The following is a 21,657-nucleotide window of genomic DNA, read 5'->3' as shown; positions in this document are numbered from 1 at the left end:
CGTCACAGGCGTCACAGGACGGCGGGCAGCCGCGAGCCGGGGCACGCAGGGCGTGCCCCGGCTCCCGGGAGGACGGGGTGCTGCGGCGGTCAGCCGACCGGCTGCGAGCGACGGACCGGGACCGACGTCGGGACGCGCGCCGCGACCGCCCGGGCGCCCTGCGCGGCCAGGCGCACGGCGCGGCGGACCAGCGCGATCGCCGTCAGCACGGCGAGCGGGGCGGCGACGAGGTCGAACGCGTCGGACACCGCCCGGGTGGCGACGACGGCGAGCGAGACGCCGAGCAGCGTGAGCAGCACGGCGGCGGACAGGATGCTCGCCCCCGGGGAGCTCTTCCCCTGCCACGGCTGACCGCAGTGGGTCATGTCGGGGTCGCAGTCGGGCGTGAGCGCGCTCATCGCGGCCTCCTCGCGGGCCGCACGGCGGCCTGGGTGACGTCTGTCACACGCAGGGTAGCCCGTCCGTGACCTCGATCACAAGCCGACGACGCGCCGTCCCAGCTCACAGCTCCCGGTCCAGGGCGAGGTTCAGCCCGAGCACCCGCACGTGCGGGGCGCCCATCACCCCGAGGTCGCGTCCCGAGGAGTGCTCGACCACCAGCTCGCGCACCGCGTCCGCGGGGACGCCGCGCGCCGCGGCGACCCGGTCGACCTGGATCGCGGCGTACTCCGGGGAGATGTCCGGGTCGAGCCCGGAGGCCGACGCCGTGACCGCGTCGGCCGGCACGTCGGCGACGTCGACCCCCTCGAGCTCGGCGACGGCGGCCCGCCGTGCCTCGACGAGCTCGACCAGCTCGGCGGAGTTCGGACCGAGGTTCGACCCGCCCGACGCCGCCCCGTCGTACCCCGAGGCGGACGGCCGCGACTGGAAGTACTGCGGGAGCGGCTGCCCCCCGGCGTCGGTGAAGGCCTGGCCGACGAGGGTCGAGCCGACCACCTCGCCGTCGACCCGGACGAGCGAGCCGTCGGCCCGGCCCGGTGCGACCAGCTGCGCCAGGCCCGTCATGGCGAGCGGGTAGAGCAGTCCCAGCACCACGGTGGCCAGGGCGAGGAAGCGGACGGCGGCCACCAGCTGGCGGCCCGGGCGTGGAGCAGGCATCAGGCGATCCCGGGGACGAGGGAGACGAGCAGGTCGATGAGCTTGATCCCGACGAAGGGCAGCAGCACGCCACCGAGGCCGTAGACCAGGAGGTTGCGGCGGAGCACCGCCGAGGCCGAGGCCGGCCGGTACCGGACGCCGCGGAGCGCCAGCGGGACCAGCGCCACGATGACCAGCGCGTTGAACACGACCGCGGAGAGGATCGCCGACTCCGGCGAGGCCAGCCGCATCACGTTCAGCGCGTCGAGGCCGGGGAGGACTCCCGCGAACATGGCCGGGAGGATCGCGAAGTACTTCGCCAGGTCGTTCGAGATCGAGAACGTGGTCAGCGCCCCGCGGGTGATGAGCAGCTGCTTGCCGATCGCCACGATCTCGATCAGCTTCGTCGGGTCGGAGTCGAGGTCGACCATGTTCCCGGCCTCCTTGGCCGCGGTCGTCCCGGTGTTCATGGCGACGCCGACGTCGGCCTGCGCCAGGGCGGGCGCGTCGTTCGTGCCGTCGCCGGTCATGGCGACCAGCCGGCCGCCTTCCTGCTCCCGGCGGATCAGCGCGAGCTTGTCCTCCGGCGTCGCCTCGGCGAGCACGTCGTCGATGCCGGCCTCGGCGGCGATGGCGCGGGCGGTCCGCTCGTTGTCGCCGGTGATCATCACCGTGCGGATGCCCATCCGGCGGAGCTCGGCGAAGCGCTCCGCCATCCCGGGCTTGACCACGTCCTTGAGGTGGACGACCCCCAGGACGCGGACGCCTCGTGCCGCGTGCTCGGCGAGGACCAGCGGGGTCCCGCCGGAGGCGGAGATGCCGTCGACGACCTCGTCGACCTGCGGCGGGACGGACCCGCCGAGCGCGCGCACCCAGGCGAGCACGGCCCCCGCCGCGCCCTTCCGGAGGGTGCGCCCGTCCGGCAGGTCCACCCCGCTCATCCGGGTCTGCGCGGTGAAGGGCACGAACTCCGCGCCGGGCACCGGGGTGGGCTCGGGCCGCCCGTACGCCGTCCGCGCGAGCTCGACGACGGAGCGGCCCTCCGGGGTCTCGTCGGCCAGCGACGCCAGCCGCCCGGCGTCGGCGACCTCCTCGACGGTGGCGTCGCCCACCGGCGTGAAGGCCGCGGCCTGCCGGTTCCCCAGCGTGATGGTGCCTGTCTTGTCCAGCAGCAGCGTGCCGACGTCGCCGGCGGCCTCGACGGCGCGCCCGCTCATCGCCAGGACGTTGCGCTGCACGAGCCGGTCCATGCCGGCGATGCCGATCGCCGAGAGCAGCGCCCCGATGGTGGTCGGGATGAGGCAGACGACCAGCGCGATGAGCACGGTCATCGACTGCTCCGCGCCCGACCAGGTCGCCAGCGGCTGCAGGGTCACCACGGCGAGCAGGAAGACGATGGTGAGCGAGCTGAGCAGGATGTTCAGCGCCACCTCGTTCGGCGTCCGCTGGCGCTGGGCGCCCTCGACCAGGGCGATCATCCGGTCGACGAAGGTCTCCCCCGGCCGGCTGGTGATCTCGACGACGATGCGGTCGGAGAGCACCGTCGTCCCGCCGGTCACCGCGGACCGGTCGCCGCCGGACTCCCGGATCACCGGGGCCGACTCCCCGGTGATGGCCGACTCGTCGACGCTGGCGATGCCCTCGACGACGTCGCCGTCCCCGGGGACGACCTGCCCGGCGACGACCACCACCCGATCACCCGGCCGGAGGTCGGCGGCCGGCACCTCGGTGCCGTCGGGGCGGACGGCGGAGGTCGTGGCGCGGGCCCGGCGCAGGGTGGCCGCCTGCGCCTTGCCGCGCCCCTCGGCGACGGCCTCGGCGGCGTTCGCGAAGAGCACCGTCAGCCACAGCCAGGCCGTGACGAGCCAGCCGAACACCGAGGGCTCGGTGAGCGCCAGCACCGTGGAGAGCACCGAGCCCACCCAGACGACGAAGACGACGGGCTGGCGGACGAGACCGCGCGGGTCGAGCTTCCGGAGCGCCCCGGCGACGGCCGGGCCCCACTCGACGCGGGGGCGCTGCGGAGCACGCGGCTCCCCGGCGTGCACGGGAGGGCGGTCCAGCGCGGTGGTCATGACAGTCCTTCTGCGATCGGCCCGAGCGAGAGCACGGGGAAGTACGTGAGGCCGACGACGACGAGCACCACCGCGACCAGCAGCCCGACGAAGAGCGGCTGGTGGGTGGGGAGCGTCCCGACGGTGACGGGGGTCCGGCCCTGCGCGGCGAGCCGGCCGGCGAGGGCGAGGACGAGGACGACCGGCAGGAAGCGGCCGAACGCCATGGCCAGGCCGAGGGCCACGTTCCAGAAGTCGGTGTTCGCGCTCAGCCCGGCGAACGCCGAGCCGTTGTTGTTCGCCGCGGAGGTGAAGGCGTACAGCACCTCCGACAGGCCGTGCGGGCCGCCGGCGAGCATCGAGCCGCGGCCCGCCTCGGTGGCCACGGCCACCGCGGTGCCGGTCAGCACGAGCGCCGGTGTGACGAGCACGTACAGCGACGCGAGGGTCATCTCGCGGCGGCCCAGCTTCTTGCCGAGGTACTCCGGGGTGCGCCCGACCATGAGCCCGGCGACGAACACCGCGAGCACGGCGAGGACCAGCATCCCGTAGAGCCCGGAGCCGACCCCGCCGGGCGCGACCTCGCCCAGCATCATGTTGACGAGGGTCAGCAGCCCGCCGGCCGGCGTGAAGCTGTCGTGCATCGAGTTGACCGCGCCGGTCGAGGTGAGCGTCGTGGCCGCTCCGAACAGGGCGGACAGCGGCCCGCCGAAGCGGACCTCCTGCCCCTCCGCCGCGGCACCGGCGAGCTGGAGCGCGGCTCCCCCGGCCCGGGCCTGCGCCCAGCCGGTCAGCGCCACCGAGGCGGTGGCCAAGGTGCCCATCACCCCGAGGATCGCGAGGCCCTGCCGCCGGTCGCCGACCATCCGGCCGAACGTGCGGGGCAGCGAGAACGGGACCACCAGGATCAGGAAGACCTGGAACAGCGAGATCCAGGCGCTCGGCCCCTCGAACGGGTGCGCCGAGTTGGCGTTGTAGAAGCCACCACCGTTGGTGCCCAGCAGCTTGATGGCCTCCTGCGAGGCCACCGGCCCACCCGGCAGGTACTGGGTCGCACCCGCGAGGGTGCTCGCCCCGGTGCCCGACGACAGGTTCTGCACCACGCCGCCCAGCACCAGGACGACGGTGCCCAGCACCGCCAGAGGCAGCAGGATGCGGGTGACCGCCCGGGTGAGGTCGACCCAGAAGTTCCCCAGCAGGTCGGTGCGGGTGCGGACGAAGCCGCGGACCAGCGCGACGGCGACGGCGAGCCCGACCGCGGCCGAGAGGAAGTTCTGCACCGCCAGCCCGGCCATCTGCACGAGGTGGCCCAGCGTCGACTCGCCGGAGTACCCCTGCCAGTTCGTGTTGGTCACGAAGCTGACGGCGGTGTTCCAGGCCGAGCCCGGCTCCACGGCGCGCAGGTCGTTCGACCAGGGCAGCCACTGCTGCGCCCGCTGCAGCGCGTGGAGCAGCAGCACCGACACCGCCGAGAACGCCAGCACGCTGCGCAGGTACACCGGCCAGCGCTGCTCCGTGGCCGCGTCCACGCCCACGGCCCGGTAGGCGGCCCGCTCGACCCGCCAGTGCCGGTCGCTGCTGAAGACCTCGGCCATCCGGTCGCCGAGGGGCCGGTGGACGACGGACAGCGCTGCGACCAGCAGCACGGCCTGCAGCCACCCGGCCGTCGCAGCGCTCATCAGAACCGCTCCGGGAAGAGCAGGGCGGCGAGCAGGTAGAGCAGGAGTGCGGCGGCGACGGCCGGTCCCAGCCACATCACAGCCGCTCCACCCCCCGCCCCGCGAGCGCCAGCAGTCCGAAGACCACCAGCGTGAGGAGCACGCAGACCACGTCGGTCACCGTCGAGAGCACCTTCTCCGTCCCGCGCGGACGGCCCCGTGCCGTCCACGTCCGGGCGGCGACGCTAGGAGCCCCCGGACCGGTCGGAGGGCCTCTTGACGGGTTGTTGACGGCCGGGCGGGACGACCTTGACGGCGCCCTGACGGGCGCCGGTGTGCGCTCACCCGTCCGGGGGCGTTGACGCGTTCTTGACGCCCGGCGCGTCGTCCCGGCGGGCGGGACGGCCGATCATGGGGGCATGGCCCGCGGAACGCTGCGCATCTACCTGGGTGCCGCTCCCGGCGTCGGCAAGACCTTCGCCGTCCTCGGGGAGGCCCGTCGCCGGCTGGAGCGCGGCGCGGACGTCGTCCTCGGCATCGTGGAGACGCACGGACGCCCGCGCACCGCCGAGCAGCTGGCCGGCCTCGAGGTCCTCCCCCGCGCCCGCGTGGTGCACCGCGGCGTGGCGCTGGAGGAGCTGGACCTCGACGCCGTGCTGGCCCGGCGCCCGCAGCTGGTGGTCGTCGACGAGCTGGCGCACACCAACGTGCCCGGCTCGCGGCACGAGAAGCGCTGGCAGGACGTCGAGGCGATCCTGGACGCCGGGATCGGCGTGCTGACCACGGTCAACGTGCAGCACCTGGCCAGCCTCACCGACGTCGTCGAGCAGATCACCGGCATCGCGCAGCAGGAGACCGTGCCCGACGCCGTCGTCCGCCGGGCCGACCAGGTCGAGCTGGTCGACATGTCACCGGAGGCGCTGCGGCGGCGCATGGCGCACGGCAACGTCTACCCGGCCGGGCGGGTGGACGCGGCGCTGGCCAACTACTTCCGCGTCGGCAACCTCACCGCGCTGCGCGAGCTGGCCCTGCTGTGGCTCGCCGACCGGGTGGACGAGGGGCTGCGCCGCTACCGCGCCGAGCACGAGATCGACCACGTGTGGGAGGCCCGCGAGCGGGTCGTGGTCGCGCTGACCGGCGGCCCCGAGGGCGAGACGCTGGTCCGGCGGGCCTCCCGGGTGGCCCAGCGCGCCGGTGGGGAGCTGCTCGCGGTCCACGTGCTCTCCCCCGACGGCCTCGTCGGGGTCCCGCCCTCCGCGGTCCGCGACCAGCGGGCCCTCGTGGCGAGCCTGGGTGGCACCTTCCACCAGGTCGTCGGCGACGACGTCGCGACGACGCTGCTGGAGTTCGCCCGCGGCGTCGACGCCACCCAGCTGGTCCTCGGCACCAGCCGGCGGTCCCGGTGGGCCCGGGCGGTGCGCGGCGGGATCGGCGGCCAGGTGGTCGCTGGGGCCGGCGAGATCGACGTGCACATCGTCACCCACGGCGAGGCGGGCTCCCGCGGCTGGCGGCTGCCGCCGCTGACCGGCGCGCTCACCGCCCGGCGCCGCTGGTGGGGGCTGACCCTGGCCGTCGCCGGGGTCCCGCTGGTGACCCTCGCCTGCCTGGCCGTCCCCGGGCTGTCGCTGCCCGTCGTGCTGCTGGCCTTCCTGCTGCTGGTGGTGGCCGTGGCCCTGGTCGGCGGGCTGTGGCCCTCGCTGGCCGCCGCGGTGGCCGGCGGGCTCGCCGAGAACTGGTTCTTCGTCCCGCCGACCGGCGGCTTCACGATCGCCCGCCTGGACGACGTCGTCGCGCTGGTCGGCGGGCTGGTCGTCGCGGTCGCCGTCGCCACGGTCGTGGACCGCTCGGCCCGCCGCGGCGTCGCGGCCGCCCGCGCCCGCGCGGAGACCGCGCTGCTGGCGTCGCTGTCGCGGTCGGTGCTGGCCGGCGACCGGACGGTGCCGGGGATGCTGGAGCAGGTGCGGGAGGCCTTCGGGCTCCGCTCGGTGCAGATGGTCGAGCGCAGCTCCGACGGCGAGGTCGTGGTCGGGGCCTGCGGTGCGTCCGCCGGTGACCCCGGGGACGAGGTCCCGGTGACCGGCACCCTGGCGCTGCGGCTGTGCGGCCGCGCGCTGGCCGCCGGTGAGCGCCGCGTCCTCGTCGCCTTCGCCGAGCAGGTCGCGGTCGCCGTCGAGCACGGGCGGCTGACGGCCCAGGCCGCGGAGGCCGACCGGCTGGCGGCGGGCAACAGCATGCGCACGGCCCTGCTGGCAGCGGTCAGCCACGACCTGCGCACCCCCCTGGCCGGCATCAAGGCCGCCGCGTCGGCGCTGCGCACCCCCGGCCTCGCGCTGACCGACTCCGACCGCGCCGAGCTGGTGACCACCGTCGACGAGTCGGCCGACCGGCTGACGGCGCTGGTCGACAACCTGCTGGACATGAGCCGGCTGCAGGCCGGCGCCGTGGCGCCGGTGACCGGTCCGGTGGACGCCGCCGCAGTCGCGCTCCGGGCCGGCGCCGAGCTGGAGGCCCCCGACCGCGACCGCCTGTCGCTGGCCGTCCCCGACGCGCTGCCCGCCGTGCTGGCCGACGCCGGCCTGCTCGAGCGGGTGCTGGCCAACCTGGTGGCCAACGCCGCCCGGCACACCGACGGGCCGGTGCACGTCACGGCGGGGGCGGTCGCCGGCCGGGTCGAGCTGCGGGTCGTGGACACCGGGCCGGGGGTGGCCGAGGCCGACCGGGAGCGGCTGTTCGCCCCCTTCCAGCGGCTGGGCGACGCGCCCCGCGGGCAGGGCGTGGGCCTCGGCCTGGCGGTCGCGCGGGGGCTGACCGAGGCCATGGGCGGCTCGCTGACCGCCGAGGACACCCCCGGCGGGGGCCTCACCATGGTGGTCGCGCTGCCCGCCGTCGCGGTCCCCGCCGTCCAGGCCCCGGTCGGGAGCCCCGCGTGAGCCGGGTGCTGGTCGTCGACGACGACCCGCAGCTGCTCCGCGCCCTGCGCATCACGCTGCGCGCCGACGGCCACGACGTCGTCACCGCCGCGGACGGGACGACGGCGCTGCACGAGGCGGCCGCGGCGCACCCGGACGTCGTCGTCCTCGACCTGGGGCTGCCGGACCTGGACGGGACGGAGGTGCTGGCGGGGCTGCGGCCGTGGTTCACCGGGCCGGTGCTGGTGCTCTCGGCCCGGGCGGACAGCCGGGACAAGGTGGACGCCCTCGACGCCGGGGCCGACGACTACGTCACCAAGCCGTTCGACATGGCCGAGCTGCTCGCCCGCCTGCGGGCGCTCGCCCGCCGCGGCCCGGCCGGCACGGACGGCCCGGTGGTGACCACCGACCACTTCACCGTCGACCTCGCGGCGAAGCAGGTGACCGTGGACGGCGCCCCGGTGCGGCTGACCCCGACCGAGTGGGCGCTGCTGGCCGAGCTGGTGCGCTCCCCCGGCCGGTTGGTCGGGCAGCGCCACCTGCTCCAGGCGGTGTGGGGACCGGCGTACGAGAAGGAGACCAACTACCTACGGGTCTACCTCAACCAGCTGCGCCGCAAGTTGGAGCCCGCACCCGCCGTGCCGCGCTACCTGCGCACCGAGCCCGGCATGGGGTACCGCTTCACGCCCTGATCAGGCCCGCGGCGGCGCCTTCACCGCGAGGACCGGGCACTCGACGTCGAGCAGGATCCGCTGCGCGGCGCTGCCCATCAGCAGCTTGCCCACGAGGCTGCGCTTCCGGAGCCCGATGACCAGCAGCTCGGCCCCGGTCTCGGCGACGACGTCGGCGAGCTCCTCGGCGACGTCGCGCCCGGACACCGGCTGCCGCAGCTCGGCCGGCACGCCCGCCACGGTGAGCTCGTCCTCCAGCCGTCGCCGGTCGGCGCCCTGCACGTAGCGCTCGTCGACCAGGGCGTCCCCGCGGGAGGAGTTGACGACGACGAGCCTGGCCCCGCGGCGCCGGCACTCCTCGATGCCGTGCAGCAGCGCCGCCTCACCGCGAGGCCCCGGGACGTAGCCGACCACGACCGTGCCTGAGCTCACCGCTCCTCCTCCTCGTCGGCGCCGCGGTCGCGCCCGGCGGGCACGGGTCGCTGCAGCGTGCCGGACTCCTGCACCTCGGCCGGGGTGGCCCGGGGGCCGCGGACCAGACGCAGCACGATCGGGCCGAGCAGCGCCAGCAGCGACAGCGCCAGCACGATCCGGCTGACCCAGCTGTCGACCAGCACCGACAGGTCACCGCCGCTGATCGCCAGCGCCCGCCGCAGGTTGGTCTCCGCGATCGGCCCGAGGATCAGCCCGATGACCGCCGGCGCCACCGGCCAGCCGTACCGCCGCATGAAGAAGCCGAGCAGGCCGATGACCAGCAGCAGGACGAGGTCGAGCGGGTCGGCGTTGACCGCGTACGAGCCCAGCGAGGCGAACATCAGGATGCCCGCGTAGAGGTAGGGCCGCGGGATGCGCAGCAGCTTCACCCAGACGCCGACCAGCGGCAGGTTGAGCACCAGCAGCATGAAGTTGCCGATGAGCAGCGACGCGATGAGCGTCCACACCAGCCCCGACTCGGTGGTGAGCAGCGTCGGGCCGGTCTGGATCCCGTAGCCCTGGAAGGCGGCCAGGATGATCGCGGCGGTCGCCGAGGTCGGGATGCCGAGGGTCAGCAGCGGCACGAGCACGCCCGCGGCGGCCGCGTTGTTCGCAGCCTCCGGGCCGGCCACGCCCTCGATCGCGCCCTTGCCGAACTCCTCAGGGTGCTTCGTGAGCTTCCGCTCGGTGGCGTAGGAGAGGAACGTGGGGATCTCCGCGCCACCGGCGGGCAGCGCACCGAAGGGGAAGCCGTAGGCGGTGCCGCGCAGCCACGGCTTCCACGACCGGCGCAGGTCCTGACGGGTGAACCACGGCCCCGACGTCCCCATCACCTGCACCGGGCCGCGGCGCAGCCGGGAGGCGACGTAGAGGCACTCGCCGACGGCGAACAGCGCCACCGCAACGACGACGACGTCGATGCCGTCGGAGAGCTGCGGGACCCCCAGGGTGAACCGCTCCTGCCCGGTGAGGACGTCGGTGCCGACCAGGCCCAGGTAGAGCCCGATGCCCAGCGAGGCCAGGCCGCGCAGCGGTGAGGCGCCCAGCACGGTGGCGACGGCGACGAAGGCGAGCACGGTGATGGCGAAGTAGTCGGCCGCGGTGATGCCGATGGCGAGGTCCACGACGGTGGGCGCCAGCAGCGCGAGCAGCAGCGTCGCGATGGTGCCGGCCACGAACGAGCCGAGCGCCGCGGTGGCCAGCGCCGCCGAGCCGCGGCCGGCCTTGGCCATCTTGTTGCCCTCCAGCGCGGTCATGATCGAGCTGGACTCGCCCGGGGTGTTCAGCAGGATCGACGTCGTCGACCCGCCGTACATGCCGCCGTAGTAGATGCCCGCGAACATGATGAACGCGCTGGTCGGCTCCAGGACGTAGGTGACGGGGAGCAGCAGCGCGACGGTCATGGCGGGCCCGATGCCGGGCAGCACGCCCACCGCCGTCCCCAGGATGACGCCGACGAGCGCGAACAGCAGGTTCTCCGGGGTCAGCGCGGTGGCCAGCCCGTCGACGAGGTCGCCGAGTGCGTCCATCAGAACCAGTCCGTCGCCCACTCGAGGAGCGTGCCGCCGGGCAGCGCCACGTCCAGCGCCTTGACGAACACGATCCAGACCACGACCGAGGCGATCCCGCCGGCGATCAGCGGGCGCACGATGCCGCGGGCGCCGAGGGCCCACGCGACGGTGCCGAACATGAGGGTGACGGCCAGCGGCCACCCGACGACGTTGATCAGCAGCGCGTGCGCCAGGAAGGCGGCCGCGATGATGCCGACCGCGCGCCAGTCCGTGCCGGCCGTGGGGTCGACGTCCTCGCTCTCGTCCGCGGGCCCGCGGTCGCCGCGCCACACGCGGACGGCCAGCGCGATGCCGGTCGCCGTGACGACCCCTCCGACCAGGTAGGGGAAGAAGCGCGGGCCGACCTGGTTGGTGGAGCCCGGCACCGCGATGTTGGCGGCGTCCAGGACGAGGTACAGCCCCAGCGCCGCGAGCAGCAGCGCCATGACCAGCTCGCCGGTGCTCCGGCCGGGCGGCCCGGGCGGCCCGGGCGCCGCCTCCGGCGGGCCGAGGTCCGCTGCGCTGCTCACTGGATCAACCCGATCTCCTGCAGGATCTGGCGCACGCGGGTCTCCTCCTCGGCCAGGAACTCGCCGTACTCGGCTCCGGTCAGCAGCTGGTCGTCCCAGCCGTTGTTCTCGAGCGCCTCGGCCCACTCGTCGCTGTCGTGCATGTCGACGACGAGCGCGATCAGGTCCTCCCGGGCGGTGTCGGTCATGCCGGGGCGGGCCATGACGCCGCGCCAGTTGGACACCTCGACGTCGAAGCCGGACTCCACGAGGGTCGGCACGTCGGGCACCTGGTCGGAGCGCTCCGGGGTGGAGACGGCCAGGCCCACGAGGTCGCCGGACTGCACCTGGGGGCCGTAGTCGGCGGTGCCGGAGATGCCCGCGACCACCTGGCCGCCGAGCAGCGCGGACAGCGACTCCCCGCCGCCGGAGTACGGGATGTAGTTGATCTGGCCCGGGTCGATGCCGGCCGCCTGGGCGAGCAGCCCGGCGAGGATCTGGTCGGTGCCGCCGGCGGAGCCGCCCGCGATGGGCGTGCCCTGCGGATCGGCGCGCCAGGCCTCGACGAACCCCTCCACGTCGTCGAAGGGTGCGTCCGCCGCGGCGACGATCAGCTCGGTCTCGCCGATGAGACGGGCGATCGGGGTGACGTCGTCGAGCCGGGTGGCGGACTCGTTGGTGTCGACCGCGCCCACCATGACCAGGCCCATCATCATGAGCAGCGCGTCGTCGTCCTGGCGGGCCAGCTGGCCCAGGCCGATGACGCCGCCGGCGCCCTCGACGTTGAAGACCTGCACGTTGCGGGCCAGCCCGGCGCTCTGGATGACGCGCTGCATGACGCGTGCGGTGGTGTCCCAGCCGCCGCCGGGGCTGGCCGGCGCCATGATCCGCATCCGGGAGAGGTCGCCGGGCTGCACGACCGTCCCGGCACATCCGGCGAGGGTGGTCAGCAGCGGCGCGGCGACGGCGCCGGCCAGGAACGATCTCCGGGAGAAGGCCACGGGATTGGACCTCCGAACAGGTGCGGGACGTGGTCTCAGTCCACTCCCCCGCGGCCTGCCGCGCCACTCCGCCGCCGCTGCCTGTGGACAACGGCTCGCGCGCGTCCGTCGAGCGGCGATGCTCTCCCGCAGACGGCGACGGAGGTGCGCGGTGCGGACGACGGTGACCGACGTGTGGGGTGCCCGGTGGACGGTGCGGGCCCGGGAGGTGCGCGGGACCGGGACGGTGCCGCCGCGAGCGGGCCCCGACGTCGACCGCATGCGCCGCCGGCTCGATGCGGCCCTGGGGCAGCACCCGGCCCCCCTGGGTCCGGAGGTGCCCACCGACATCCGGGAGCCGGCCGCCCCCGTCAGCGACCCGGTCGACGCGGAGCTGTCGGCGTTCCGGCGGGGCGAAGGACGGCCGGGCACCCGCCTGTGGGCGCTCGGCCGGACGGGCTGGCTCCTCCGCATGGCCGTGGCCCACCTGCGGACGCCGAGGTCGGGCACCTGGGAGGTCGAACTGCTGGCACGGGGCCGGTTCCGGCGCTGGGCGCGCTGGCAGGTGCGCGGGGAGGAGGCGGCGGCCCGGGCGCTGACCACCGTCGCAGCCGACCTGACCGCCGGGCGGGTTCCGCAGCCCGACGGGGGCACGCTGGTCGAGGTCGTCGACCACCGGCCCCCGTTCCGGCCGCAACAGGTCGCCTGACCGGTCAGACGACGAGCCCGAGCCCGCCGTCGACGAGCAGCGTCTGGCCGGTCGCGTAGCGGGTGCCGATGAGCCCCACGCAGGCGTCGGCGATGTCGTCGGGCGTGGCGACCCGCTTCAGCGGAGCCATCGCGCTCACCCCCTCCTTGATCTGGTCCCACGTCTCGGTCCACGGCGTCGCCACGAGACCGGGCGCCACCGCGTTCACCCGGACCCCGCCGCCGGCGTGCTTGGCGAGCAGCGTGGTCAGGTGGTCCACGGCCGCCTTGGAGACGGCGTAGGGCAGCGAGCTACCGGTCTGGCGGATGCCGGCGATCGAGGTGATGTTGACGATCCACCCGTCCTCGGCGGCACGCAGCAGCGGGAGCGCGGCCTGCGACACGAGGAAGGTCCCGACGACGTTGACGCCGAGCACCCGGTTCCAGTGGTCGATCGTCACGCCGTCGATGTCGGCGAGCGGGACGTCCGCCGTGACCGCCGCGTTGTTGACCAGGCCGTCGAGCCGGCCCCAGCGGTCCTGCGCCGCCTGGACCAGCGCGTGCGCCGTGGCCGGCTCGGAGATGTCGCCCTGCACGTAGACGGCGTCGCCGAGCTCGGCTGCCAGCCGTTCCCCGGCGTCGACGGAGGAGGCGGAGTTGACGACGATGCGGGCGCCCGCGCCCGCCAGCCTCCGGGCGACGGCTTCGCCGATGCCGCTGCTCGACCCGGTGACGATGACGACGTGATCGGTGAGGTCCATGCCGCGCAGTCTGCAGCGCCAGGAGCCGGTGGGGGTGACGGGGCGGTCCCCGACGCGACGGCGCCCGCCCCCTGGTACGGGGACGGGCGCCGTCGATGTGTCAGCTGGCCTTCTTGCGGGCCCGCTTCTTCGGTGCGGCGGCCGCGGCCACGGCGTCCTCGTCGAGGATCTTCGCCAGGTACCGGCCGGTGTGGCTCTCGGGCACGGTGGCGACGAACTCCGGCGGCCCCTCGGCGACGACCGTGCCGCCGCGGAACCCGCCCTCCGGGCCCATGTCGATCAGCCAGTCGGCGCTCTTGATGACGTCGAGGTTGTGCTCGATGACGATCACCGAGTTCCCCTTGTCGACCAGGCCCTGGAGCACCAGCAGCAGCTTGCGGATGTCCTCGAAGTGCAGGCCGGTGGTCGGCTCGTCGAGGACGTAGATGCTGCGGCCGTTCGACCGCTTCTGCAGCTCGCTGGCCAGCTTGACCCGCTGCGCCTCACCACCGGAGAGGGTGGTGGCGGGCTGGCCGAGCCGCACGTAGCCGAGGCCGACCTCGGTGAGCGTGCGCAGGTAGCGCGCGATCGCCGGGATGGCGGCGAAGAAGTCCGCGGCCTCCTCGATCGGCATGTCCAGGACCTCGGCGACCGTCTTGCCCTTGTAGTGCACCTCGAGGGTCTCCCGGTTGAACCGGGCCCCCTTGCACACCTCGCAGGGCACGTAGACGTCGGGCAGGAAGTTCATCTCGATCTTCAGCGTGCCGTCGCCGGAGCACGCCTCGCACCGGCCGCCCTTGACGTTGAAGGAGAAGCGTCCGGGCAGGTACCCGCGCATCTTCGCCTCGGTGGTCTGGGCGAACAGCTTGCGGACCTGGTCCCACACGCCGGTGTAGGTGGCCGGGTTCGACCGCGGGGTGCGGCCGATCGGCGACTGGTCGACGTGCACGACCTTGTCGAGCTGGTCCAGGCCGGTGATGGTGCGGTGCCGGCCGGCGACCATGCGCGCGCGGTTCAGCTGGTTGGCCAGCGTCGTGTAGAGGATGTCGTTGACCAGGGTCGACTTGCCCGAGCCCGAGACGCCGGTGACGGCGGTCAGGACCCCCAGGGGGAACGCCACGTCGATGCCCCGCAGGTTGTTCTCGCGGGCGCCCTTCACGACCAGCTCGCGGCCGGGCGTCAGCTCGCGGCGCTGGGCCGGGATCTCGATCGCCTTGCGCCCGGAGAGGTACTGGCCGGTGAGCGACCGCTCGCTGGCCAGCAGCTCGTCGACGGTGCCGCTGACGACGACCTCGCCGCCGTGCTCGCCGGCGCCCGGGCCGATGTCGACCACCCAGTCGGCGACCTTGATGGTGTCCTCGTCGTGCTCGACGACGATGAGCGTGTTGCCCATGTCGCGCAGCCGGACCAGCGTCTCGATCAGCCGGGTGTTGTCCCGCTGGTGCAGGCCGATCGAGGGCTCGTCCAGCACGTAGAGCACGCCGACGAGACCGGACCCGATCTGGGTGGCCAGCCGGATCCGCTGCGCCTCACCACCGGCGAGCGTGGCTGCCGGGCGGTCGAGGGAGAGGTAGTCCAGGCCGACGTCGACCAGGAAGGACAGCCGCGCCTGGATCTCGCGGAGCACGCGGTCGGCGATCGCCTTCTCCCGCTCCCCCAGTTCCAGGACGCCGAGCCACTGCGAGGCCTCGCCGATGGACAGGTTGGTGACCTCGGCGATCGAGCGGCCGTTGAGCTTGACGGCCAGGATCTCAGGCTTGAGACGGGTGCCGTGGCACACGGGGCACGGCACGTCGCGCATGTAGCCCTCGTACTTGTCCCGCATGTAGTCGCTGTCGGTGTCGTCGTGCCGGCGCTCGAGGAAGGGCAGCACGCCCTCGAAGGCGGCGTAGTAGCTGCGCTCGCGGCCGTACCGGTTCTTGTAGCGGACGTGCACCTGGTCGGGCGAGCCGTGCAGGATCGCCTTCTGCACCTTGGCCGGCAGCCGCTCCCACGGGTCGTCCATGGAGAAGCCGATCTGCTGCGACAGGCCGGTGAGCAGCCGGGTGAAGTACTCGTTGCTCATCGAGCTCGACCACGGCGCGATGGCGCCCTGGTTGAGGCTCTTCTCCGGGTCGGGGACGACCAGCTCGGGGTCGACCTCCTTGCGGGTGCCGATGCCCGTGCACTCGGTGCAGGCGCCGAAGGGCGAGTTGAACGAGAAGGAGCGCGGTTCGAGCGCCTCGAAGGACAGCCCGTCGTCGACGCAGGCGAGGTGCTCGGAGAAGGTCCGCTCGCGCTGCGGGTCGTCGTCCGGGAGGTCGACGAACTCGAGGACGACGAGGCCGCCGGCCAGGCCGAGCGCCGTCTCCACCGAGTCGGTCAGGCGGCGCTTGGCGCTCTCCTTGACCGTGAGGCGGTCGATGATGACCTCGATGGAGTGCTTCTCCTGCTTCTTCAGCTTCGGCGGCTCGGTGAGCGAGTGCACCGTGCCGTCGACCCGGACGCGGGAGAAGCCCTGGGTCTGCAGGGAGCTGAACAGGTCGACGTACTCGCCCTTGCGGGCGCGGACGACGGGGGCCAGCACCTGGAAGCGGGTGCCCTCCTCCATCGCCAGCACCTGGTCGACGATCTGCTGGGGGGTCTGCCGGGAGATCGGCTTGCCGCAGTTCGGGCAGTGCGGCTGGCCGGCGCGCGCGTAGAGCAGGCGCAGGTAGTCGTAGACCTCGGTGATCGTGCCGACGGTCGACCGCGGGTTGCGGTTGGTCGACTTCTGGTCGATCGAGACCGCCGGCGAGAGCCCCTCGATGAAGTCGACGTCGGGCTTGTCCATCTGACCGAGGAACTGGCGGGCGTACGCCGACAGCGACTCGACGTACCGGCGCTGCCCCTCGGCGAAGATCGTGTCGAAGGCCAGGCTCGACTTGCCGGAGCCGGAGAGACCCGTGAAGACGATGAGCGCGTCACGGGGGAGGTCGAGGTGGACGTCCTTGAGGTTGTGCTCTCGGGCGCCGCGGACGACGAGCCGGTCCATGTGATCCCTGTCGGTCGCTGGTGGGTGTCGCGGTGTGGCGGTGCTGGTGCCGTGGTGCTGGTCCTGCGGTGGCTGCCGTGGACGCCGCCGCTCCTGCGGGTGCAACGTGCCTGCTCCCCGCGGTCGTCCGCCTCCGTGGTGTGACCTGCACCCACCCGCGGGGCGGCCGCGCTCAGAGCTCGGCGGTCGACGGTGCGGTGGGATCGAAGACGGGCGCGTAGCGGCGCCACGGGAGCCGGCGTTCCAGCTCACCGGCCAGCCAGAGTAGTCGTCCCTCGGCCCCCGGGGGGCCGGCGAACTGGACGGCGACGGGCGGCCCGCCCGTGCGGCCGGCAGCCGGCAGCACGACCGCCGGGAGCCCGGCGAGGTTCCACGCCGCGGTCCACGGCGCCCACCGTGCGTTGGCCGTGATGTTGGCCAGGAACCCGCGCTCGTGCCACGGCCGCGCGGGCAGCGGCGGGCCGGTGGTCACCGGGGTGAGCAGCACGTCGACGTCGTCGAAGAAGCCGGTCATCCGCTCGCGGAACCGCTCCTGGGTGCGCGGGCGGAGCAGGCCGAGCCGCCGGACGACCCGCCCGATGCGGGCATGGGTCCGGCTGCGCGGCTGGAGCTTGTGCCGGTCCAGGCCCAGGAGCTCGGCGTCGTCCTCGGCCCCGGCCATCCAGCGGACCAGCGCCCCCGCGGCGGCCCCGGGGGTGAGCGGCGGGTTGCGGCGGACCACGGTGTGGCCGGCGGCCTCCAGCTGGGCCACGACCGCGTCGACGGCCGCCCGGGTGGCCGCGTCGGCGCCCACCCCGGGGATCGGCGACCGGGTGCTCACCGCGATCCGCAGCGGGCGGTCCGGCGCCGGCGGCTGCTCCGGCGCCTCGCCCGCGAGCACGGCGTGGGCGAGCGCGAGGTCGGCCACGGTGGTCGCCAGCGCGCCGTTGACCGCCATGCCCGACCAGTCGTCGGCGCCGATGCCGCCGGGCACGACGCCCGTGCCGGGCTTCAGCGTGACCAGCCCGCACGCGGCGGCCGGCAGCCGCAGCGAGCCCATGCCGTCGTTGCCGTGCGCGATCGGCACCGACCCGGACGCGACGGCCGCGGCGCTGCCGCCGGAGCTGCCGGCCGGGGACAGCGCGGTGTCCCAGGGGTTGCGGCTGACCGTGCCGGGACCGTCGGTCGCCGCGTAGAGGCAGAGCTCCGGCACTCGGGTGATGCCGACGACGACGGCACCGGCCTTGCGCAACCGGGTGACCACCGGGTGGTCGGCGCGCTCGGGTTCGCAGCGGCGGGCCGCGGAGCCGTCGGTGCACGTCTCCCCCGCCACGGCGACGTTGTCCTTGATCGCCACCGGCACCCCGGCGAGCGGGAGCGCGAACCGGGTGAGGCTGGCGTCCACCGCCGCGGCCTCGGCGAGCGCCGCGGCCCGCCGCACCACGCGGAACGCGCCGACCCGGGCGTCGACCGCCTCGATGTGGTCGAGGTGCGCCCGCACCACGTCGACGGCCGTGATCTCGCCCGAGCGGACCCGCGCGGCGATCTCCGCCGCGGGCAGCCCGACCAGCGCCGGGTCGCTCGGCGTCCCGTCCAGGTCACCGGCCCAGGGCACCGGCCGCCCGGACGACCCGTCACCGGCCCGCATGACGATCGGGGGCGGTCCGAGACCTCCGCTAGCGTCCATGCCTGGACCGTAGCGGCGGACGCCGACAGTTTTCGAACGGAGGCCGGAGATGAGCTCGTACACCGGGGACGTCGAGGTCGGTGGGGCGCCCGCCGTGCGGGAGCTGCCCGGGCTGACGATCAGCAAGCTGGCCGTCAGCGAGATGGCGAACAACGCCTACCTGCTGCGCTGCACGGCCACCGGCGAGGCGCTGCTGGTCGACGCCGCGGCCGAGCCGGAGGCGTTGCTGGCACTGGTCGGCGACGCGCCGTTGCGCACCGTCGTCACCACCCACGGGCACTGGGACCACCACCGCGCGCTGCCCGAGGTCGTCGCGGCCACCGGTGCGGTGACCGTCGCCCACCCGGCCGACGCCGCTGACCTGCCGGTGCCCGTGCAGCGACCGGTGGAGCACGGCGACACCGTCGCCGTCGGCGAGCAGGTGCTCGAGGTCGTGCACCTGCGCGGGCACACGCCCGGCAGCATCGCGCTGGTGTGGCGCGGCGGGGACGGCGCCGGCACGCACGTCTTCACCGGCGACAGCCTCTTCCCCGGCGGCGTCGGCAACACCCAGCAGGACGCCGCCCGCTTCGCCAGCCTGATCGACGACGTCGAGCAGCGGCTGTTCGGCGCGCTCCCCGACGACACCTGGGTCTACCCCGGCCACGGCGGGGACACGACGCTCGGCGCCGAGCGCCCCTCCCTGCCGGAGTGGCGCGCCCGCGGCTGGTGACGCGCGGCGACGGCGGCCGTCAGGCCTCCGCGGGCTCGTCGTCGTCGTCGAAGGCGGCGGCCAGTTCGTCCGGTGTGCCGGGCAGGTACAGCGGCAGTATCGACACGTTCCACTCCGGACGCCGCTGGTCCACCCCGACCGCGAGGTCCCAGGCGGCCCGGGCGGAGAGCGGCCCGAAGCAGCCCTCGTCGCCGTCCTCGCCGACCGCCACCTCCACCAGCCACTGGTCGGAGAGGTCGGCGGCGAGCTCGGCGAAGTCCGGCAGCGCCTCCTCGTCGGGTTCGGGAGCGTCCGCCAGGACCGGGTAGATGAGCGCCATGCCCCACCGTAGAGGCGCGGGCCCGTTCCGCGCGCGTCCGCCTAGCCTGGCCCGGTGACCAGCGGAGCCGACGACACCCGGTCCATGCGCGAGCGGATGGAGGCCGGCGACCCCTACATCGCCGACGACCCCGAGCTCGCCGAGGCGAGCGCCCGCGCGCTGGACCTCTCGGCCGCCTACAACGCGACGTCGGTGCGCCAGGCGCCGCTGCGCCGGGCGCTCCTCGAGCAGCTGCTCGGCTCGGTCGGCGAGGGCACGGAGCTCCGGCCGCCCCTGCATGTCGACTACGGCCGCAACATCACGATCGGCGCCCGCAGCTTCGCCAACTTCGGGCTCGTGGCGCTCGACGTCGCCGCCATCACGATCGGCGACGACGTGCAGATCGGTCCCAACGTCCAGCTGCTCACCCCCACCCACCCCCTCGAGCCCGGGCCGCGCCGCGAGAAGTGGGAGGCGGCGCAGCCGATCTCCATCGGCGACAACGTGTGGCTCGGCGGGGGCGCGATCGTGCTGCCCGGCGTCACGATCGGCGCCAACACCGTCGTGGGAGCGGGCGCCGTCGTCACGAAGGACCTGCCGGCCGACGTCGTCGCCGTCGGCAACCCGGCCCGTGTCGTGCGCCGGCTCGACGCGTCCTGACTCAGCCCTGATCCGACGGGTCGTCGACCAGCTCGGCGGTGCCCGGGCCGGGGTTCTCGGCGGTCGGCAGCCAGCGCGCCCACCACCGCAGCAGGTGCTCGAACCGGGCCAGCCGGTGCCGAGGCCGACCCGAGCGGGACAGCTCGTGCCCCTCGCCCGGGAAGAGCAGCAGCTCGGAGGGGACGCCCCGCCGCTTGAGCTCGACGTAGAGGCGGGCGCCCTGCTCGACGGGGCAGCGCCAGTCCTCCTCGGAGTGGACGACGAGCGTCGGGGTGGTGATGGCGCCCGCGCCGGCCAGCGGGCTCTGCGCGGCCACGCGGGCCGGGTCGGTGCCGACGTACTGGTCGGCGAACACCCACCCGATGTCCGAGGAGCCGACGAAGCTGACCGGGTCGAGGAACCCGCGCTCCACCACCGCGGCGGCGAACCGGTCGGTGCGGCCGAGGATCAGCGCGGTGAGGTAGCCGCCGTAGGAGCCGCCCAGGACCCCGACCCGGTCGTGGTCGAGCGCCGGGTCGGCCAGCGCCGCGTCCAGGAACGCGAGGACGTCGTCGGCGTCGACCGTGCCGAGGGCGCCGCGGACCGCCCGGCCGTGGGCCGAGCCGTACCCGGAGGACCCTCGCGGGTTGCACTGCACGACCGCGTAACCGGCCGAGACCAGCACCTGGGTCTCGTCGAGCAGCGTCCAGCCGTACTGCGCGAACGGGCCGCCGTGGATCATGAGCAGCACCGGGTGCGGTCCCGGCCCGGGCGGCGTGGTGACCCAGCCGTGCACCGGGGACCCGTCGGAGGACGGCACGCTGCGGTCGCGCATCCGGTGCAGCCGGCCGGTCGCGCCCAGGTCCCGGCCGAACGCCGTGAGCAGCCGGCGTCCTCCTCGGGACAGCGCGATCAGCTCGCCGGCCGAGCGGTCGTGCGCGACGGTCGCCACGACCACCCCTCCCCCGGCGGCGACGCCCCGCACGGTGAACGGCCCGCCCAGCAGCACCTCGGGCGGTCCGCCGTCCATCGGCACCCGCAGCAGCTCGACCGAGCCTCGTCGCTCGACGCCCAGGAGGACGGCGCCGTCGGCCAGCACCGTGGCCGGCCCGAGGTCGCCGCGGTGGTGGTCGGCGGGGTCGAGCAGCGGGAGCAGCGCCCCGTCGTCGGGCACCCGGCAGGGCACCCGCTGGCGGGCCACGAAGTCGGTGCCCTCGGGCCCCAGGTCGGGGACGGCGGTGACCACGAGCGTCCCGTCGGCCGCGTAGGCCGGGCCCGCGCACTCGCCGCGCGAACCGGTCACCCGGCGCAGCCCCGTCCCGTCCACCCCGATCTCGTGCACGTCGCGCACCAGGTCCCGATCGGCGCGCGGGTGACGGGCGGAGACGAACGCCAGCGCCCCGCCGTCCGGGCGCCAGGCGACGTCCGCGCAGTCGGCGTCGCCGGTGGTGAGCTGAACCGGCCGCGGCAGCTCCGCGGCGTCGTCGTGCAGGTGCGGCGGCAGGTCGAGGACGAACACCTGGCTGCGCCGGTCGGGCAGGAAGCCCACGCCGTCCGCGCGGTACTGCAGCGTGGTGAACAGCCGCGGCGGCTCGGCCTCGGGGCCGACGCCGTCGGCCGTGCCGTAGCGCCCGGCGTCGGGGACGCGGGCCACGTAGGCCAGCCGCCGGGAGTCCGGCGCCCACACCGGGGCACCGGCCCCCAGGGGGTGGTCGGTCAGCCGGCGCGGCTCGCCGCCGGCCGTGGCGAGCAGCCAGACCTGGGGCTTGCCGCCCTGCTCGGCACCCAGGTAGGCCAGCCAGCGGCCGTCCGGCGAGAACGCCGGCGCGCCGTCGCGGTGCCCGGTGGTGATCGGCCGCGCCGGCGCCGAGGCGTCGGTCGGGACCGCCCAGAGCTGGCCGCGGTACTCATCGGCCCCCAGGTCCAGCCGCTCCACCGCGACGACCGCCATCCGGCCGTCCGGCGACACGGTCGGGACGCCCGGCGTGCGGAGGACCGCGAGATCGTCAGGGCGCATGGC

General features: G+C 74.8%; 19 protein-coding genes. 5 read left to right on the top strand and 14 right to left on the bottom strand.

Annotation, left to right across the window (positions count from 1 at the left end; translation table 11 throughout):
* Positions 1-89: 89 nt before the first annotated feature.
* From ACI79H_RS16935 to kdpF, 5 genes are all read right to left on the bottom strand, one after another.
* Complete coding sequence (locus ACI79H_RS16935; RefSeq protein WP_456555580.1) at positions 90-398, bottom strand: hypothetical protein; 309 nt, start codon at positions 396-398, stop codon at positions 90-92.
* Positions 399-501: 103 nt separating this feature from the next.
* The gene (kdpC, locus tag ACI79H_RS16930) at positions 502-1,098 is read right to left on the bottom strand and encodes a potassium-transporting ATPase subunit KdpC (RefSeq protein ID WP_456555579.1); all 597 of its coding nucleotides are present in this window, start codon (positions 1,096-1,098) and stop codon (positions 502-504) included.
* The gene (gene kdpB / locus ACI79H_RS16925; protein WP_456555578.1) at positions 1,098-3,152 is read right to left on the bottom strand and encodes a potassium-transporting ATPase subunit KdpB; all 2,055 of its coding nucleotides are present in this window, start codon (positions 3,150-3,152) and stop codon (positions 1,098-1,100) included. The genes kdpC and kdpB overlap by 1 nt, the downstream gene beginning before the upstream one ends.
* Entirely contained in the window at positions 3,149-4,810 is a 1,662-nt protein-coding gene (kdpA, locus tag ACI79H_RS16920; protein WP_456555577.1) for a potassium-transporting ATPase subunit KdpA, read from the bottom strand. The genes kdpB and kdpA overlap by 4 nt, the downstream gene beginning before the upstream one ends.
* Entirely contained in the window at positions 4,810-4,887 is a 78-nt protein-coding gene (gene kdpF / locus ACI79H_RS16915) for a K(+)-transporting ATPase subunit F (protein ID WP_456555671.1), read from the bottom strand. Before kdpF ends, kdpA begins: the two co-directional genes overlap by 1 nt.
* Positions 4,888-5,208: 321 nt before the next feature.
* Between kdpF and ACI79H_RS16910 the strand changes: the two genes are divergently transcribed.
* Entirely contained in the window at positions 5,209-7,719 is a 2,511-nt protein-coding gene (locus tag ACI79H_RS16910; RefSeq protein WP_456555576.1) for an ATP-binding protein, read from the top strand.
* On the top strand, positions 7,716-8,390 hold the full coding sequence (locus ACI79H_RS16905) for a response regulator (RefSeq protein ID WP_456555575.1): 675 nt from the start codon (positions 7,716-7,718) through the stop codon (positions 8,388-8,390). The genes ACI79H_RS16910 and ACI79H_RS16905 overlap by 4 nt, the downstream gene beginning before the upstream one ends.
* On the opposite strand, the gene ACI79H_RS16900 is transcribed toward ACI79H_RS16905, so the two are convergent.
* The 4 genes from ACI79H_RS16900 to ACI79H_RS16885 are packed head-to-tail and all read right to left on the bottom strand — an operon-like array spanning position 8,391 to position 11,903.
* Entirely contained in the window at positions 8,391-8,801 is a 411-nt protein-coding gene (locus ACI79H_RS16900) for a universal stress protein (protein ID WP_456555574.1), read from the bottom strand.
* Positions 8,798-10,372, bottom strand: coding sequence for a tripartite tricarboxylate transporter permease (locus tag ACI79H_RS16895; RefSeq protein WP_456555573.1), 1,575 nt, complete (start codon positions 10,370-10,372; stop codon positions 8,798-8,800). The genes ACI79H_RS16900 and ACI79H_RS16895 overlap by 4 nt, the downstream gene beginning before the upstream one ends.
* Positions 10,372-10,923 (bottom strand): tripartite tricarboxylate transporter TctB family protein, encoded by a 552-nt coding sequence (locus ACI79H_RS16890; RefSeq protein ID WP_456555572.1) that lies wholly within the window; start codon positions 10,921-10,923, stop codon positions 10,372-10,374. The genes ACI79H_RS16895 and ACI79H_RS16890 overlap by 1 nt, the downstream gene beginning before the upstream one ends.
* Positions 10,920-11,903, bottom strand: a complete 984-nt coding sequence (locus tag ACI79H_RS16885; protein WP_456555571.1) for a Bug family tripartite tricarboxylate transporter substrate binding protein — start codon at positions 11,901-11,903, stop codon at positions 10,920-10,922. Before ACI79H_RS16885 ends, ACI79H_RS16890 begins: the two co-directional genes overlap by 4 nt.
* Before the next feature lie 151 nt (positions 11,904-12,054).
* Between ACI79H_RS16885 and ACI79H_RS16880 the strand changes: the two genes are divergently transcribed.
* Positions 12,055-12,591, top strand: coding sequence for a hypothetical protein (locus tag ACI79H_RS16880; RefSeq protein WP_456555570.1), 537 nt, complete (start codon positions 12,055-12,057; stop codon positions 12,589-12,591).
* Positions 12,592-12,595: 4 nt separating this feature from the next.
* Here ACI79H_RS16880 and ACI79H_RS16875 read toward each other — a convergent pair whose 3' ends face one another.
* The 3 genes from ACI79H_RS16875 to ACI79H_RS16865 form a co-directional block, all read right to left on the bottom strand.
* Positions 12,596-13,330 (bottom strand): SDR family NAD(P)-dependent oxidoreductase, encoded by a 735-nt coding sequence (locus ACI79H_RS16875; protein ID WP_456555569.1) that lies wholly within the window; start codon positions 13,328-13,330, stop codon positions 12,596-12,598.
* Between the two features lie 100 nt (positions 13,331-13,430).
* Positions 13,431-16,322, bottom strand: coding sequence for an excinuclease ABC subunit UvrA (uvrA, locus tag ACI79H_RS16870; RefSeq protein WP_456555568.1), 2,892 nt, complete (start codon positions 16,320-16,322; stop codon positions 13,431-13,433).
* 172 nt (positions 16,323-16,494) lie between these two features.
* Complete coding sequence (locus ACI79H_RS16865) at positions 16,495-17,988, bottom strand: amidase (RefSeq protein ID WP_456555567.1); 1,494 nt, start codon at positions 17,986-17,988, stop codon at positions 16,495-16,497.
* A 49-nt stretch (positions 17,989-18,037) separates the two neighbouring features.
* Here ACI79H_RS16865 and ACI79H_RS16860 point away from each other — a divergent pair, with 49 nt between their 5' ends.
* Complete coding sequence (locus ACI79H_RS16860; RefSeq protein WP_456555566.1) at positions 18,038-18,700, top strand: MBL fold metallo-hydrolase; 663 nt, start codon at positions 18,038-18,040, stop codon at positions 18,698-18,700.
* A 19-nt stretch (positions 18,701-18,719) separates the two neighbouring features.
* On the opposite strand, the gene ACI79H_RS16855 is transcribed toward ACI79H_RS16860, so the two are convergent.
* Entirely contained in the window at positions 18,720-19,019 is a 300-nt protein-coding gene (locus ACI79H_RS16855; protein WP_456555565.1) for a hypothetical protein, read from the bottom strand.
* A 54-nt stretch (positions 19,020-19,073) separates the two neighbouring features.
* On the opposite strand from ACI79H_RS16855, the gene ACI79H_RS16850 reads away from it, so the two are divergent.
* Entirely contained in the window at positions 19,074-19,658 is a 585-nt protein-coding gene (locus tag ACI79H_RS16850; protein WP_456555564.1) for a sugar O-acetyltransferase, read from the top strand.
* Position 19,659: 1 nt separating this feature from the next.
* Here ACI79H_RS16850 and ACI79H_RS16845 read toward each other — a convergent pair whose 3' ends face one another.
* Positions 19,660-21,654 carry a S9 family peptidase gene (locus ACI79H_RS16845; protein WP_456555563.1) on the bottom strand — a complete coding sequence of 665 codons (1,995 nt, stop codon included), beginning with the start codon at positions 21,652-21,654 and terminating at the stop codon, positions 19,660-19,662.
* Positions 21,655-21,657 lie beyond the last annotated feature (3 nt).

The sequence above is a fragment of the Blastococcus sp. SYSU D01042 genome, from assembly GCF_054050515.1.
The sequence above is the reverse complement of the archived record's forward strand: the minus strand, read 5'-3'. Positions and strand labels throughout refer to the sequence as shown.